The 14,849-nt window shown below is 68.0% G+C and carries 11 protein-coding genes; 3 read left to right on the forward strand and 8 right to left on the reverse strand.

What is annotated here, in order from left to right:
- Nucleotides 1-206: 206 nt before the first annotated feature.
- Nucleotides 207-4,172, forward strand: a complete 3,966-nt coding sequence (eccCa, locus tag ACFYZB_RS26770) for a type VII secretion protein EccCa (protein WP_388763103.1) — start codon at nucleotides 207-209, stop codon at nucleotides 4,170-4,172.
- A 178-nt stretch (nucleotides 4,173-4,350) separates the two neighbouring features.
- Here the strand turns inward: eccCa and ACFYZB_RS26775 are convergent, their stop codons facing one another.
- Nucleotides 4,351-4,974: a hypothetical protein gene (locus ACFYZB_RS26775; RefSeq protein ID WP_388763104.1), complete on the reverse strand. Its 624-nt coding sequence runs from the start codon at nucleotides 4,972-4,974 to the stop codon at nucleotides 4,351-4,353.
- Nucleotides 4,975-4,996: 22 nt separating this feature from the next.
- Here ACFYZB_RS26775 and ACFYZB_RS26780 point away from each other — a divergent pair, with 22 nt between their 5' ends.
- Entirely contained in the window at nucleotides 4,997-5,572 is a 576-nt protein-coding gene (locus ACFYZB_RS26780; protein ID WP_388763105.1) for a hypothetical protein, read from the forward strand.
- A gap of 286 nt (nucleotides 5,573-5,858) precedes the next feature.
- Here the strand turns inward: ACFYZB_RS26780 and ACFYZB_RS26785 are convergent, their stop codons facing one another.
- From ACFYZB_RS26785 to eccB, 7 genes are all read right to left on the reverse strand, one after another.
- Complete coding sequence (locus ACFYZB_RS26785) at nucleotides 5,859-6,065, reverse strand: hypothetical protein (RefSeq protein ID WP_388763107.1); 207 nt, start codon at nucleotides 6,063-6,065, stop codon at nucleotides 5,859-5,861.
- 168 nt (nucleotides 6,066-6,233) lie between these two features.
- A complete protein-coding gene (locus tag ACFYZB_RS26790; RefSeq protein ID WP_388763109.1) occupies nucleotides 6,234-6,539 on the reverse strand; it encodes a WXG100 family type VII secretion target in 306 nt (101 codons plus the stop codon).
- A 24-nt stretch (nucleotides 6,540-6,563) separates the two neighbouring features.
- Nucleotides 6,564-6,902 (reverse strand): WXG100 family type VII secretion target, encoded by a 339-nt coding sequence (locus tag ACFYZB_RS26795; protein ID WP_351210720.1) that lies wholly within the window; start codon nucleotides 6,900-6,902, stop codon nucleotides 6,564-6,566.
- Between the two features lie 78 nt (nucleotides 6,903-6,980).
- Nucleotides 6,981-8,168 (reverse strand): S8 family serine peptidase, encoded by a 1,188-nt coding sequence (locus ACFYZB_RS26800; RefSeq protein WP_388763112.1) that lies wholly within the window; start codon nucleotides 8,166-8,168, stop codon nucleotides 6,981-6,983.
- A 1,746-nt stretch (nucleotides 8,169-9,914) separates the two neighbouring features.
- A complete protein-coding gene (locus ACFYZB_RS26805; RefSeq protein WP_388763114.1) occupies nucleotides 9,915-10,355 on the reverse strand; it encodes a hypothetical protein in 441 nt (146 codons plus the stop codon).
- 139 nt (nucleotides 10,356-10,494) lie between these two features.
- The gene (gene mycP, locus ACFYZB_RS26810) at nucleotides 10,495-11,763 is read right to left on the reverse strand and encodes a type VII secretion-associated serine protease mycosin (RefSeq protein WP_388763116.1); all 1,269 of its coding nucleotides are present in this window, start codon (nucleotides 11,761-11,763) and stop codon (nucleotides 10,495-10,497) included.
- 9 nt (nucleotides 11,764-11,772) lie between these two features.
- Entirely contained in the window at nucleotides 11,773-13,305 is a 1,533-nt protein-coding gene (eccB, locus tag ACFYZB_RS26815; protein WP_388763118.1) for a type VII secretion protein EccB, read from the reverse strand.
- A 193-nt stretch (nucleotides 13,306-13,498) separates the two neighbouring features.
- On the opposite strand from eccB, the gene eccE reads away from it, so the two are divergent.
- Nucleotides 13,499-14,836, forward strand: a complete 1,338-nt coding sequence (eccE, locus tag ACFYZB_RS26820) for a type VII secretion protein EccE (protein WP_388763120.1) — start codon at nucleotides 13,499-13,501, stop codon at nucleotides 14,834-14,836.
- Nucleotides 14,837-14,849: the final 13 nt, after the last annotated feature.

A 14,849-nucleotide genomic window follows, 5' to 3' on the forward strand; every position in this document is an offset into this window, starting at 1 on the left:
CCGGCTCCGTCAGGGGTGGCGTGCGGTGACGCCTCGCACGGAATACCCCGGTTCGCGGGGTGTGTTCGCGTGTGCTCGAGCGAACACCCGGCACCCTACCGCCCACTGGTCACTGGTGGAGTCAGTAGGATCACGCGGCGGCCTGCGTCCGTCCATCAACGGGGGGCGGACCTCATCTTGAGGCGCGGCAAGGGAATCGGGGAGCAGTGAGTCACATCGTCGTGAAGCGCCCGCCTCGGGCGCTGCCGTCCGAAGTGCCCACGGAAGAGGTCGTTCTCCAACCTCCCCCGGAATTGCCCCGGGGGCAGCATGAGAGCGTCCTCATGCAACTGCTGCCGACGCTCGGCATGGGTGGCTCGGTGGTCTTCTTCTTCACGAACGGACAGCCGTTCATGAAGATCATGGGCATGGTGATGATCGCGTCCACGGTCGCCATGTCCATCGCGATGGTGGTCCGCTTCCGGCGCGGTTCCCAGGGTCAACTCGCGGACGTGCGGCGCGACTACATGCGGTATCTGTCACAGACCCGACGTGCGGCGGTGGACACCGCGAAGGCGCAGCGCGACGCGCAGTACTACCTGCACCCCTCGCCCGAGCAGTTGTGGGCTCTGGTCGCCGAGGGCAGCCGGGTGTGGGAACGCCGGCCGGGCGACGAGGACTTCGCCCAGGTGCGCATCGGACTGGGCGCACAGGAACTGGCCACGCCGCTCGTCGCCCCCGAGACCGGCCCGGCCGACCGCCTGGAACCGCTCACCGCGGGGGCCGTGCAGCGTTTCCTCGACGTCCACGGCACCCTGAACGACCTGCCGATGGCCGTTTCGCTGCGCGCCTTCTACCACGTCACCGTCAGCGGTGACGCCGCATCCGTGCGTTCCTGTGTCCGTGCCCTGACCGGCTCGCTGGCGGCGCTGCACTCACCGGACGACCTGATCCTCGCCGTCGTGGCCGGACACGACACGCTCCCGCAGTGGGAGTGGCTCAAATGGCTGCCGCACGCTCAGGCGGCCGGTGCCGTGGACGGGGCGGGTGTCCGCCGGCTGATCGGCACGGACGCCCACGATCTGGAAAGCCTGCTGGCCGAGCGTCTCTCCGGCCGCCCGCGGTTCCACCCGGGCGCCGCGCCGCTTCTGGAGGAGCCCCACATCGTCGTCGTGCTCGACGGTGTCACCCTGCCGCCGGACTCGGTCCTGGCCAACCTCGAAGGGCTGCAGGGCGTCACGGTCGTCGAGGTCGTACCCGGCGAACTCACCACTCCCCGTGGCGACCTGGCGGTCCTGGTGCGGCCCACCACCCTGCGCCTGGAGTCGGCGGGTGGTGAGGTCTACGAGGGCACGCCGGACGTCCTGTCCTACGAGTCCGCCGAAGCCCTCGCCCGGCAACTGGCCCCGCTGCGCCTCGCCTCCGGCGGTGATGACGACGAACCCCTGCTGGCCAACCTGGAGTTCACCGACCTGCTGAGCCTCGGGGACGCGGCGTCCGTCGACCCCCAGCGCACCTGGCGGCCGCGCGGGCTGGCCGAGCGGCTGCGGGTGCCGATCGGTGTCGGTGTGGACGGCCGTCCCGTGATGCTGGACCTCAAGGAGGCCGCGCAGGAGGGCATGGGCCCGCACGGTCTGTGCGTGGGCGCCACCGGCTCCGGCAAGTCGGAACTGCTGCGCACGCTGGTGCTCGGGCTGGCAGTGACCCATTCCTCCGAGACGCTGAACTTCGTCCTCGCCGACTTCAAGGGCGGTGCGACGTTCGCCGGGATGGCGCAGCTGCCGCACGTGGCAGCGGTCATCACCAACCTGGCCGACGATCTCACCCTGGTCGACCGCATGGGCGACTCGATCCGCGGTGAGCTGAACCGCCGCCAGGAGCTGCTGCGCGACGCGGGTAACTACGCCAACATCCACGACTACGAGAAGGCGCGCGCCGCTGGCGCCCCGCTCCAGCCGATCCCGTCCCTGGTCCTGGTGATCGACGAGTTCAGCGAACTGCTGACGGCGAAGCCGGACTTCATCGAGATGTTCGTGCAGATCGGCCGCATCGGCCGTTCGCTGGGCGTACACCTGCTGCTGGCCTCGCAGCGCCTGGAGGAGGGCCGCCTGCGCGGCCTGGAGACCTATCTGTCGTACCGCATCGGCCTGCGGACCTTCTCGGCGGCGGAGTCCCGTGCCGCGCTCGGCGTCCCGGACGCCTACGAGCTCCCGAACGTCCCCGGTTCCGGCTTCCTGAAGTTCGGCACGGACGAGATGGTGCGTTTCAAGGCGGCGTACGTCTCCGGCGTGTACCGCTCCGGGAACAGGCACACCACAGCGGACGGGGGGCCGCTGCCCGCCGACCGCCGACCGGTGCTGTTCACGGCCGCCGAGGTGCCCCTGCAGTACGCGCCGGTCCCGCAGCAGCGGACGGAGTCGGTGTCACAGGTCGACGACGCCCTGGCGGACACGGTGCTCGACGTGATCGTGCGCCGGCTGGAGGCTCAGGGGCCGGCCGCGCACCGGGTGTGGCTGCCGCCGCTGGACAGCCCTCCTTCGCTGGACGGGCTGCTGCCCAAGCTCACGGCCGTACCGGACCGGGGGCTCACGCAGCCCGGTTACGAGGGTGCCGGACGCCTCGTCATCCCTGCGGGCCTGGTCGACAAGCCGTACGAACAGCGCCGTGAACCACTGTGGCTCGACTTCTCAGGGGCCGCGGGCCATCTGCAGATCCTCGGCGGCCCGCAGTCCGGCAAGTCGACCCTGCTGAGGTCGCTGATCTGCTCCTTCGCGCTGACGCACACGCCGTACGAGGTGCAGTTCTACGGCCTGGACTTCGGTGGCGGCGGCATGGCGGCGGTGGCCGGCCTGCCCCACGTCGGCGGTGTCGCCTCCCGGCTGGACCCGGAGCGGGTTCGGCGTACGGTGTCGGAGGTGTACGGGGTACTGCGGCGCCGCGAGGAGTACTTCCGGTCGTCGGGCATCGCCTCGATCGCGGACTTCCGCGCCCGGCGGGCACGCGGCGACATCTCGGTCACCGAGCAGCCGTGGGGCGACGTGTTCCTGGTGATCGACGGCTGGGGCAACTTCCGTTCGGACTACGAGAGCCTGGAACCGGCCGTCCTCGAGATCGCGTCACGCGGCCTCGGCTACGGCATCCACCTGATCCTCACGGCATCGCGCTCGATGGAGGTCCGGGCGAACCTCAAGGACCATCTGATGAACCGCCTCGAACTGCGGCTCGGCGACACCATGGACTCCGAGATCGACCGCAAGGTGGCGGCGAACGTTCCGGCAGGGGTGCCGGGGCGCGGTGTGTCACCGCAGAAGCTGCACTTCATGGCGGCGGTGCCGAGAATAGACGGCCTGACGTCCGACACGGACCTGGCCGAGGCGACGACGGCCCTGGCGGCCGAGGCCTCCCGGCACTGGCAGGCGCCAGGTGCACCGCAGGTGCGGCTTCTTCCCCGTGAGCTTCCCGCGGAACAGTTGCCTGCGGGCGACCGACTGCCTCAGCACGGCGTCGCGTTCGCGCTCGACGAGGACAATCTCGAACCTGTCTTCGTCGACTTCGAACAGGACCCGTTCTTCCTGGTCTTCGGCGAAAGCGAGTCGGGCAAGTCGAACCTGCTGCGGCTGCTCGTCACACAGTTGACGCAGCGCTACTCGGGCGACGAGGCGAAGTTCTTCGTGGTCGACAACCGGCGTTCCCTGCTGGACGTGACCCCTGCCTCGCATCTGGCCGAGTACATCCCCATGTCCAACGCCATGGACCACCACATGGTGGCCCTCGCGGACCTGATGAAGCGGCGCACCCCCACCGTCGATGTCACGGCCCAGCAGCTGCGGGAGCGGAGCTGGTGGCGTGGCCCGACGGTGTACGTGGTCGTGGACGACTACGACCTGGTGTCCACGTCCAGCGGTAACCCGTTGGGCGGTCTCGCCGAGTTGCTGCCGTTCGCCCGTGATGTCGGCGTGCGGTTCATCATTGCGCGGTCGACGGCCGGGGCGGGGCGGGCCTCTTTCGAGTCGTTCATGCAGCGGATGACGGAGCTCGGCGCGCAAGGCGTGGTACTCGCCGGCGACCCGAGCGAGGGCGACCTGCTCGGCGGGGTGCGGCCGCGGCCGATGCCGGCGGGACGGGGCGTCTTCGTCTCGCGGAGGCGGGGGAAGATGCTGGTGCAGACGGGGTTGGTACGGGTCGAGTACTGAGCGGGGAGCATGCGCTCACGTCCGTGGCGGCTGACGGGGCGCTCACGTCCGGACGGACCCTGGGAGGGTCGGGGACTCCGTCGAACGGCAGACGCGGTGTACGACCAATCGGGGAAGGGGTCCGCGCGTGGCGTGGGACGAGTGGCAACAGCTGAAGGCCGAGGCCCTGAAGAAGCAGTCAGCACACATGCAGCTCAACCATCTGGTGCCCGACGGAGGCGGTGGCGGTGGCAAAGGCGCCTGGGGGGATCTCAATCAGCCAGACGGATCTCGCCGCGGTGGGTAAGCAGCACACCAACTGTTCGAGAACTTCGGACGGTACAGCGACCATGCACGCGTTTCTTCCATGAAGGCCGCAGGCGGGCTCGAGAGCGAGGGCTTCGCACTTGGCGCGGCGCTCGATCATGTCGCCGAGCACTGGGTGGACCAGGTTCAGACCCTGCTGGATGCCTGCGCGCACATCTCCAACCACCTGCGCTTCACGAAGAACCAGCACGCCGCCGACGACACCGCAACTGACACCGATGGATCTCGACGCACTCCGCTTCGGTAATTTCTCGAAGCTCGGTGAGCAATCGCCGACTGGGAACAAAGCGGACTGGGCCGGTGTCAACAAACGCAGTGGTCGGTGGAAGACGCCCTGGCCCGGCACCACGTAGCCCTGCCAGAGGACGAAATAAAGGACAGGGTACGACAGGCCGTTAATGATGGCTGGCAAGACAGCGATTACTTCTTGAATCGCTCCAAGGAGCAATACGGGTGACGGAATTCTGGAAAGACATACCGCAAGAAATTTCTTCATCGGCCTGGCGATCATTGGACTCGTGATCGGGACCCTCTTCCTGTATTTCATAAAAGGCCTGTACCTGCTCCCGGACAAGGTGTGCGACGGTGCCGTACAGCGGGACATTGTGGTCCGAACTCTGCCACGTGCGCGAACAGCAGATGAGTGGGCAGATCAAGGTGGTACAGGACGTAGGTCTTCTTTCGCTTGCCGCGTTTCCACCAGCGGTGACTCGATTTTGTCGGGGCAGGTGGATCTTCGAGAATCCTCCAAAGCTGCATGGGTTGACTCCTACGGGAGCCTTGCGGCGAGCCGTATCGTAAGGGCCTCGAAGGACGGCGTCGAAGCACTGGCGCAGATGGATGACGGCAGGGGCTCCGCCTCCGTCTACATCCCTTGTGCACCGACGGACCTGGAAGAAAGCAATGCTTCACACGCCTACGCCTTGATAGCGGATGCCGATGTAACCGGTAAGAGTAGGGCCACCGGTGCGGAGCTACGCCAAGACCTGACCGACTTCGCCTATCAACTCACGAAGCATGCCTACAAACTGGCCGAATGCGAGGGCTTCCGCGGATTCCCTGAGAAACTACCCCGCTACGAGAACAAGCGATGAAGGGCAAGGAATCGATGCCGCATAGCGCAAGTTGATCAAGGCTGGTACTCGATAGGAGCGTCAACCCGCCGAGGGAGTTGGGCTGTTGGCCCGGCACGACAACGGGAACCTCCGCTAGAACACGAGGTCACCAAGGTCTTCGTGCTCCGAGAGGTCCCGTCGCCCGGACGGTGTGCCACCATCACGCTCACCCGTACCGCCTCGGTGGCCGAGGCCGTCTTCATCCCTGCCCATCTCGGCGAGTGCTCCCGACGGACGACTCAGCCGTGCGCAGCCCTCAGCGCCATCATCCGCGCCCAACGCGGATCGAAGGCCCGATTGCGAAGGTGCACCACACCTGCTTCTCGTCGAAGCTCGTCCGGTACCAGCCCCAGTGCCACGACAAGGCCGCCACCAAGTGGAGCCCACCACCCTGTTCGGTGAGCAGGTCGCCGGTGTGAGCCAGTTCAGGCGCGCGGTCCAGGGCGTGATCGAACACCATCACCCTCAGCACGCGCGGGGCAGACTACCGTCCCGAGACCAGCTCCAGACTGGCCAGGTCTGTCAAGTCAGCGTAGTGCCGCATGGATGATCGAGCCCGACCACAGTAGCCAGCGGACTCAAACGGGTATGAGCTGGGCACCTCCCGCGCGTGCCCAGCTCATACCCGTGTTGATCTGTCTTACTCGAAGTAGCTGGCGCCCTTCAGGTCACCGCCGCGGTAGTCGCCGCCGCCGGCGTGGACGCTGTGCGTGATGGAGAGCAGTGCCTGGTGGATGCCGGTGGCGTGCTCGTCCCACTTCCTCGACTTACGCTGGAAGGCGTCGTACGCCTCACCGCTCCAGCCTTCGGCCACGTCGAGGACGGCCTTCTTCAGAGCGGCGAGGTCGCTCTCGAGCTGCTTGGCCACGTCGCCGAGTTCGGTGGTGAGCGCGTCCAGGGCACCGTACTTGACGGACAGATCCTGGTAGTGCGGTGTGCCGGTCATGTCTTCCTCTTCCCTTGGGGCCCGTCAGTACAGGTTCAGCGCCGAGGTGGCCGCACCGGCGTCCACCTCGATCTTGGAGATCGTCGAGTGGAGCTCGTCCTCGAGCTGCGTCTTGTCGGCCTTGTTGAGGCGGACACCCTCGAGGAAGTCCTCGAGCATGCGCCCGATGGCGGCCATGTGCTGGTTGATCTCGTGCTGCTTCTGCTTGAACGCGTTGGCACCGTGACCCGTCCAGGTGACCTCGATCATGTCGATCGTGCCCTGGAGCTTGCCGAGCTGCTTCTTGACGGACTCGTACCGGTCGATGACGTTCGTCTGGAGTTTGTGTGCGTGATCGTCATGAAACTTGCGGCCATCAGCCATTTCGGCACTCCCCTTCGTGTGAGCTGTACTTCGTCTTGACTGGGCGTCACCGAGTGGTGATGCCTCTCCTGTGAGCTGTCAGGCGCGTCGTCGTGACCGGACGACAGCGAAGGCTGCGCCGCCGATCACCACGAGCGCGGCAACCGCTCCGACGGCCACCCAGGGCAGGCTGCGGTCGGAGGACTTCGAGGTTGCTCCGGTCGCCGAAGTCTGCCCGCCCGAGGAGGAATTGGCGGGCGGCGTGGAGGTGGAGGGCGTAGCCCCGCCGTTGCCGACCGAGTTCTCCTTGGCAAGCGGATCGACGTTCGCCGGGCCTGGGTTGTAGCGGGGGTTCTCCAGCACCTTGCGGGGGCGGATGAGGCCGTAGCCGAGATAGTTGCTGGGCGTGTCCCTGGGCCAGTCGCGGCCAGCGGTGTCGATCAGGGAACGGAGCACCTGGTCAGCGGTCCAGTTGGGGTGGGCGGACCAGACGAGGGCGGCGGAGGCGGAGGCTACGGCGGTGGCGGTACTGGTTCCATTCGCGTGAGCGCAGTATGAACGGAAGGTCGAGTCACACCACGCGGGCACGTCGACACCGGGAGCCGCGAGATCGACGTAGCGCCCGTGGGTCGAGAACTTCCCCACCTTGCCGGTCTTGTCCGAGGCAGAGACGCCTACGACATAGGGATATGAAACCGGGTATCCGGCGTTGTTGTTCGTCTTTGCGTCGTTACCTTCCGCAGCGAACATCAACTTACCCTTGGAGGCGGCGTACTTGATCGCCGCGGCTTCGTCGTCGTAGCTGATGTCGCTTCCGAACGACATGTTGATGATTTTCGCGTCGCTGTCGGCGATGGCCTTGATCACCGAACTGAGTGAAGGCGCTTTGTTCTCCTCAGGCAACGACACCTGACCACCGGCGATGCGGTAGGGCACGATTTTGGCGCCGGGGGCAAGACCTTTCAGCCCTCCTCCGGCACCCGTACCGGCAATGATTTCAGCCATCGTGGTGCCGTGGCCGTCGGAATCCCTCGTGGCTCCATAGGCGACAGATTTCGGTACTTCATCCCCCAGAACCTGCCCTCTGAGGGACGGAGTAGAGGCATTGACGCCCGAGTCGATAACGGCCACCTTGACGCCCGTGCCGGTACTCACCTTCCACATCTCGTCGGCCTTCATGGCCGACAGGTACCACTGCTGCGACTGGACGTCGTCGGCTGCCGCGCCGGGAGCAAGGCCCACCGACAGAGCCATCAGTGCGCCGAGTGCTGCGCATCCGGCGGTCACTCGTCTCCTGCTCGCTGACAACATGCCTCTCGTACGTCCTCGCTTCATCTGGTTACTCGGTCTCCGGCGACTGCTGTCGGCGCGACTTCGTCCTGTCGTCGTCCCGTGCACTGCCCCGTCGTACCCCGGAGGCGCGACCATCCTTGCTTGCCGTCGGCGCCTTGCCAATGGATGTCCCGACCACACGGCCGGTGGGCGTCACAGGACTGCGCGGCGTCTGTCCGGCGCCGCCTGTCTGCCGGGGCGCGCCGATCACTCCGCGCTGCCCGGGTCGCTCACCGGTTCGCGGAGTCCGCGACGCGGGCTCACCGCCGATCACTGTGCCGCGCGGCACGGTCGAGCCGTTCACGGACTGCGCGGGCGGTGTGGACTGTTTCCCGCCTACGACGCCACTGGTACGTGCTGCGCCGGTCGGGCCCGTACCGCCGATGCCCTCGGCAGGCACGCCTACTGGCCTCGAGGTTCCACCGATGACATTGCGGGCGACCGGGGCCTTGCCGACCGGAGCTCTGCCGACGGGTGCCTCACCCAGGGGCGCTCTGCCCACGGGTGCTTTGCCCACCGGAGCCCTACCGGCCGGCGACACCGGCCCGCGCGGTTCCACCTCGCCGGGCACCGCAGTCCGTCCCACGGGACCGGCAGGGCCACGTCCTGTGCCACCGCCGACTCGGGACGATCCGCCGGCAGGAGGAGCCAGACGCGATGTCGTCCGTATCGGGCCGCGTGGGCCGCTCGTTCCGCCCGGCCCGACGGGCAGCCGCACGGTCTGGGCCACGGGGCCGACGGGAACAGGCGGAACCGGTCCGCCGCCTCCACCAGGGGCAGGCGCTGTCGGCGCAGTGACAGGGGCTGTCGACTTCACTGTGTCCGGCGGGAGTGTCTTTACGCTGTCGATATTGGTCCCCACGTGCTGGGGCGAATCGGTGTGCACATGCCTATCCGGCGCTGTGACAACGTCATGCAGCTTCTTCACCGGTTCGGGAGTCTGTCCCGCATCGGGGCCGGCCGGAGCTGCGAGGGAATGAGGCCGCACAGGTTCTCCGCCTCCGGCCCCGGGCGTTCCAGGGGAAGACGTCTGCTCCCCACTACCCCCGTCCCGCCACTCGGTGCGCGCCCGCGGCACCCCCATATCCGGCATCTTCCCGAACGTAGGCACCCACTCCGGCCGCAACGCCTCCCCGGTCACTGTGTAGTACGACGCCAACCGGTTCATCTGGTTGATCGCCTCTTGGCGGTGCTTCTCGACGGTGAGCGCCGCCTGGTAGTCCTTGTTCCCGGGGACCTGGGCAACCAACGGGAAGTCGTGGACGCTCATGGGAGGGAACCGTGTGTCGCGGGGCGGCATGGACTTGCGTACGGAGGCGAGTCCGGTGCTGGCCGCGGTGATGTGCGCGCCCACGTTCTCCACGTGGTCCGCGAAGGTGTAGACGCTGGTGATAAAGCCGGAGGCCCATTTGTGGAACGCGGTGGCCGCCTCACCGTGCCAGTCGATTCGATTTATGTGTGCGAACAGTTCGTCGGCGGCGGCGAGGATCGCGTCCCGGGCGTCCCAGAGGCCCTTGCCGGCATCCTCCAGGTGCTCTGGATTCGCAAGGTCCACCATGTCCTTCATTTCGTTCAGCTGGTGCTTCTCGAAATTGGTACGCCCGTGGTGGGCGACACACGGTGCGTCCGCGTCGTGGATCTCCTCCTGCGCCAGCTCGCGTTCCAGTTGGTAGCGGTCCGGCTGGTTGCGGTGGTCGCCCATCAGTACCCCGTCTTGGACTGGTTCTGGTCGGTGCGCTTCTGCTGGGTGCTCTTCTGCGACTCGGCGTCCTGCTCGTCGATCTGTTTGTTGACCTGGGTCCGGATCTCGTGGAAGCGACGCCGGAGATCGTCCTCCAGCTTGTCGTAGCCGATGTCCGCGCCGTGTACGGCGATCTGCATGGCCTCGATCTGCAGCTTCAGCGTCTGGGAGAGCGACGTGATCTGATCGTGGACGGTCTGGTAATTGCTGTGGAGGTCAGTGGCCTCGGCGAACTCGCCCCTGCCGCAGAACGAGGCAACGGAGAGCTTGTGCGTCCCCACCTTCTTCGGATCACCCGGCGAACGCTCGAACGTGTCGAGAAGGCCGTCCACACGCGATTTGAAGGTCTTCAGTGCCTCCAGACCGCGTCTCAGGTCGCTCCCGCCCCCGTCAGGCAACACTTCGCGTCTCCCCGTTCCTCTCCCTGCCCGAGGCAGGCGCATCCCAGAGCATTCGTTTTCGCAATGCAGTCACTCTAGTCACCGGGACTGACACCCCCAACTGACTTGTGTGACAACCCTGCTACTGCCATTGGATCGTTCACGCATCATCCACGGCTGCGGCCTCGCCCGTGCCGGTCATCGCCTTCCTGCGCGCATCGCGGATCGCCACGGCTGCCCCACCGAGGGCGGCCACCAGCACCACCGCGCCCACGGAGACATACGTCGCCAGGCGGGCGTTGCGTTCGTCCGCCGTCTCACCGAGTTCCAGCCGGGCCGGGGTCGGGGCCTCCGCCCGGATGAGGCCCTCGTGCGGCACGGGCCTCTCGATGGGGTGGTCGTCTTCCGTCAGGGCGCGGACCGGGTCGACGACCCCCCAGCCGACCAGGCGGTCGTGCCCGGCGACCGAGCGTTCCGCGGTCTGCTCGATCTGCGCGACGACCTCACGCGCCGTCCAGCCCGGGTGCTTGGCCTTGATGAGGGCGGCCACGCCGGCCACGTACGGTGCGGAGAAGCTCGTGCCGTTGTCGGAACAGTGGCCGCCCTTGGGCACGGTCGAGATCATGTCGACACCCGGGGCGGCAACGCCCACGAAGTCGCCGGACTGGGAGAAGGGCGCGCGCTCGTTGTTGCGATCCGACGCGGCGACCGCCAGTACACCGGGATAGGACGCGGGGTAGGTGGGCTTGACATTGCCGTCGAGGCCGTCGTTGCCCGCCGAGGCGACCACGACGATCCCGTGGTTCAGGGCCTCGTCGACCGCGTTGTGCAGGTCGTCGCCCGGTGCCACGGCGTTCGTGGTGTCCTGGGAGATGTTGATGACCTGTGCCTTGACCTGGACTGCGTGCTGGATCGCCTGGGCGAGGGACTTGGACGTGCCGTCACCCTCGGCGTCGTTCTGCTTGATCGGGATGATGGTGGCCTCGGGGGCGAGGCCGACGAAGCCCGTGCCCTTCATGGGGCGGGCGGCGATGATGCCGGCCACGCGCGTGCCGTGACCCACCGTGTCGGTTGTGGGCTTGGACTTGGCGCCGTCGACCGGCTTGCCCTTGCTGTCCTTGGGGGGCAGGAGGTTCGTGCCCAGGGACTCGTCAACCGCCTGGCGGAGCTGCGGGTTGGCCGTGTCGACACCCGTGTCGATCACGGCCACCCTCACCCCCTTGCCCTTGGACTCACTCCACAGTTCGTCGAGGTTGACGCGCTGGAGGGCCCAGGGGGTGCCGGAGTACTTCTTGTTCGGGAAGCTGCACTGGTCGCTGAAGGAGTCGGCGGCGGCGGGCGGTGCGAGAGCGACAGCGGCGGTGCACAGCGCGGCGACCGTGGTCGCCGCGGTACGGAGCACAGGCCAGGACGACGGAACGTAGGACACCAGGGCCTCCTACGAACCCTGCGGCTGGCTCGCCGCCGTGGTCGACAGGCGTGGTCCCGTCGGCAGGAACAGGGACCAGGCCGCCGGTACGGGTGCGGGCTCCACCTCGGAGTATCCGAGGCGGATCTGGGCGAGCTGGGCCTCCTGCCGCAGCTCCTTGCGTTGCTGCGGCGTCATGCCGAACTCGGTACCGTCCGTGTCGCTGTCGGCGTTGGACTGCATGGCGTAGCGCAGGCCGGTGTCGGTGACGAGGAAGAGCCCGCCGACCTTGGTGTTCGTGCCCTGGTACTGGCGGTAGAGCTGGCCGGAGCCCGGGGTCACGTACGCACTCGACGACCCGGTGGGGAGCGTGGCTGGGAAGTCCGTGCCCGCCCAGGTGCTCAGGGTGGTCCGCGTACCGTCGCTCCTGTCGACGTCGCGCAGGACGCTGCAGATGGTGTTGCGGCTGCCACCCGAGAGACCCGCGTCGTTGACGACCTCGGGGGCGAGGCTCGGCCACGTGCGGTCACCCGCGAAGGCGGTCGTGCCGGGCTCGAACGCGCCCGCGCTGACGTCGAGGGCCTGACCGGCCTGGCCGAGACCGACCAGATCCTTGCTGTTGAGGAGCAGTTTCGCGGTGAAGTCCGAGACGGGCAGGACCTTTCCCTGCTCGACGACGTAGTACTGCTCGTGGTCGCCGTTGGGAGCTCGCAGGACCATGCCGACCCGGTCCGCCTGCTCCGGCAGCCCGCCCTGGATGCCGGCGGGCGCCCTCACCCTTCCCTCGATCTTCGGGAACTCGATCGGATCACCCGTGTGAAGGGTTTCGAGCCAGTCCCGCGACACCTGCTCGGGCTGCCGGCCGGCACCCACCAAGGTACGCAGCAGCAGTTCGTCGTTCTTGTCGACCTCGTACGCGGTGCCGTGGGCATCCACGACATAGCGCTTCCCGTTCGGATCGGCCACGTACAGGAGCTCGCCGCCACCGAGCTTCTCGCTGGGCCGCTCGGTCTTGTTCATGTCCCGGGCAGCGAGGACGAATGCCGCCTTCTGGATGGCTGTCCCGCCCGCGCTCGGACGCTCGCAGACGGCCCAGCGCTTCTTCGCGCCGGCCTCCTCGCTGGAGGGCAGGCGGTCAGGGGCGTAGGGGATGCCGATGGTGACGCCGTGGGGGATCTTGCCGTTGTCCAGGATCGACTCGTCGACGGTGACCACTTCCCCCTTGCCGTCGGCAAGGAGGAGTTTCGCGGACGCCATGTTCAGTACGGGGTGCAGCTCGGTCTTGCCGTTCGTGGTGAGGACGACGTATCGGGTGGTGGACTTGCTGGCGATGATCACCTTTTCGCCCGGGGTGTCCCAGCCTTGCGGTGCGGTCGGCCGGAACATGCCCCAGGCACCGAACGCGGCCATGACGACCACTCCGACGATGGTGCTGGGCAGGATCGCCCGCAAGGGCTTGGGAGCTCCTTCCTCCGAACCGTCCGAGGAAGGCTGGACGAACGCCGCGAGCATGCGCTGCTTCGCAAAGGTGTAGGCGTTGAGTTGATCCCGCCGAGATGCCATCTGCCCTGATTCTCCCCGTGTGCCGTCCGGATGACGGCCGGAGACCACTGTCTCCGTTCTCCGTTGTCGGATCGACCCCCTACTATGCCTGGTGTCTGATCCGCTCCGTGGCGCGGGTACGGCGCCTGGACTCCCAAGCGCCTTGCTCAGGGGCGGAATTCCAGCGAACTGTGAGGACAAGCGGGGGGATGAGTTGAGGGCTTCGGGGACGCGGGCCCGTACTCGCCGGCAGGAGCGGACACCCAGCGCTCCGGTGGCCGGCCAGGAACCGGGGGGACCGCGGCAGACGCCGTCCCGGCACGGACAGCCGGATGCGGCGCGTCCGGCTGTCCGTCCGCTGGAGTCCGGTTCGTTCCGCCTGCAACGGCTTGTACTGCCGGAACTCGCGGTGGCCGCGCTCGTCGTCGGCTGGGTGATCGGACCCGTGGCCCTGGTGCCCGCCGCGGTTGTCGCACTGGTGTTGGTCGCGCTCGCGTTCATACGGCGCCGGGGACGGTCGTTGCCTGAATGGCTGTCCACCGCAAGGGCATTGAAGGCACGTCAACGCCGTGCCGCCACCACCCCGATACCGCCGGGCACGGAACCGGCGCTCGTCCCCGCCCTCGAGTGCGAGCCCGCCCTGCGCACCTACTCCTACGGCCCACGGGACCGGCGCCCCGTCGGCGTCGTCGGGGACGGCACCTTCGTCACGGCCGTGCTCCAGGTGGAGGCCGACGCGACGGCGCTGCGGGCCGAGCGGAGCCGGCAGCCGCTGCCGGTCGCCCTGGTGCGGGACGCGCTGGAGGTGGACGGGATCCGGCTGGAATCGGCGCAGATCGTGCTGCACACCCAGCCGGCGCCTGCGCTGCACCTGCCCCAGCAGTCCGTCGCCGTTTCCAACTACCTTCCGCTGCAGGAGCGGACGGGTGCCCCGGCGGTGCGCATCACCTGGATCGCCCTGAAGCTCGACCCGGAGCTGTGCGCGGAGGCGGTGGCCGCGCGCGGCGGTGGTCTGCTCGGTGCGCAGAAGTGCGTCGCGCGGAGCGCGGACCATCTCGCGAGCCGGCTGACCGGCGCCGGGTTCCGGGCGCGCGTGCTCGACGAAGAGGAGCTGGTCGCCGCGCTGGCCACCTCGGCCTGCGCCAACCCGCTGGTCACCGCCGAGGCCGGGCGCGGCGAGACCCGGGAGCGGCGCACGGAGGAGTCCGGGCGCAGCTGGCGCTGCGACAACCGCCGGCACACGACGTACTGGGTCAGGCGCTGGCCCCAACTGGGCGGCGGGCGGGGCGAATCGCTCCCCCACTTCGTCGCCCGGGTCACGGCGATACCGGCCCTCGCGACCACGTTCAGTCTCACGCTCACGCACGGCGAGCGGCAGGAAGTGGCGCTGTCGGCTCATCTGCGGGTGACCGGGCGCAGCGACGAGGAACTCGTGGCTGCGCGGCGCGCGCTGGAGAGCGCCGCCCGGCAGGCGGGGGCCGGCCTGGCCCGCCTCGACCGGGAACAGCTGCCGGGCATGCTGGCCACACTGCCGCTCGGAGGTGCGCGGTGACGACGATCCCGGC

Origin of the sequence: Streptomyces sp. NPDC001852 (assembly GCF_042891825.1) — a bacterium.
Lineage (GTDB): Bacteria > Actinomycetota > Actinomycetes > Streptomycetales > Streptomycetaceae > Streptomyces.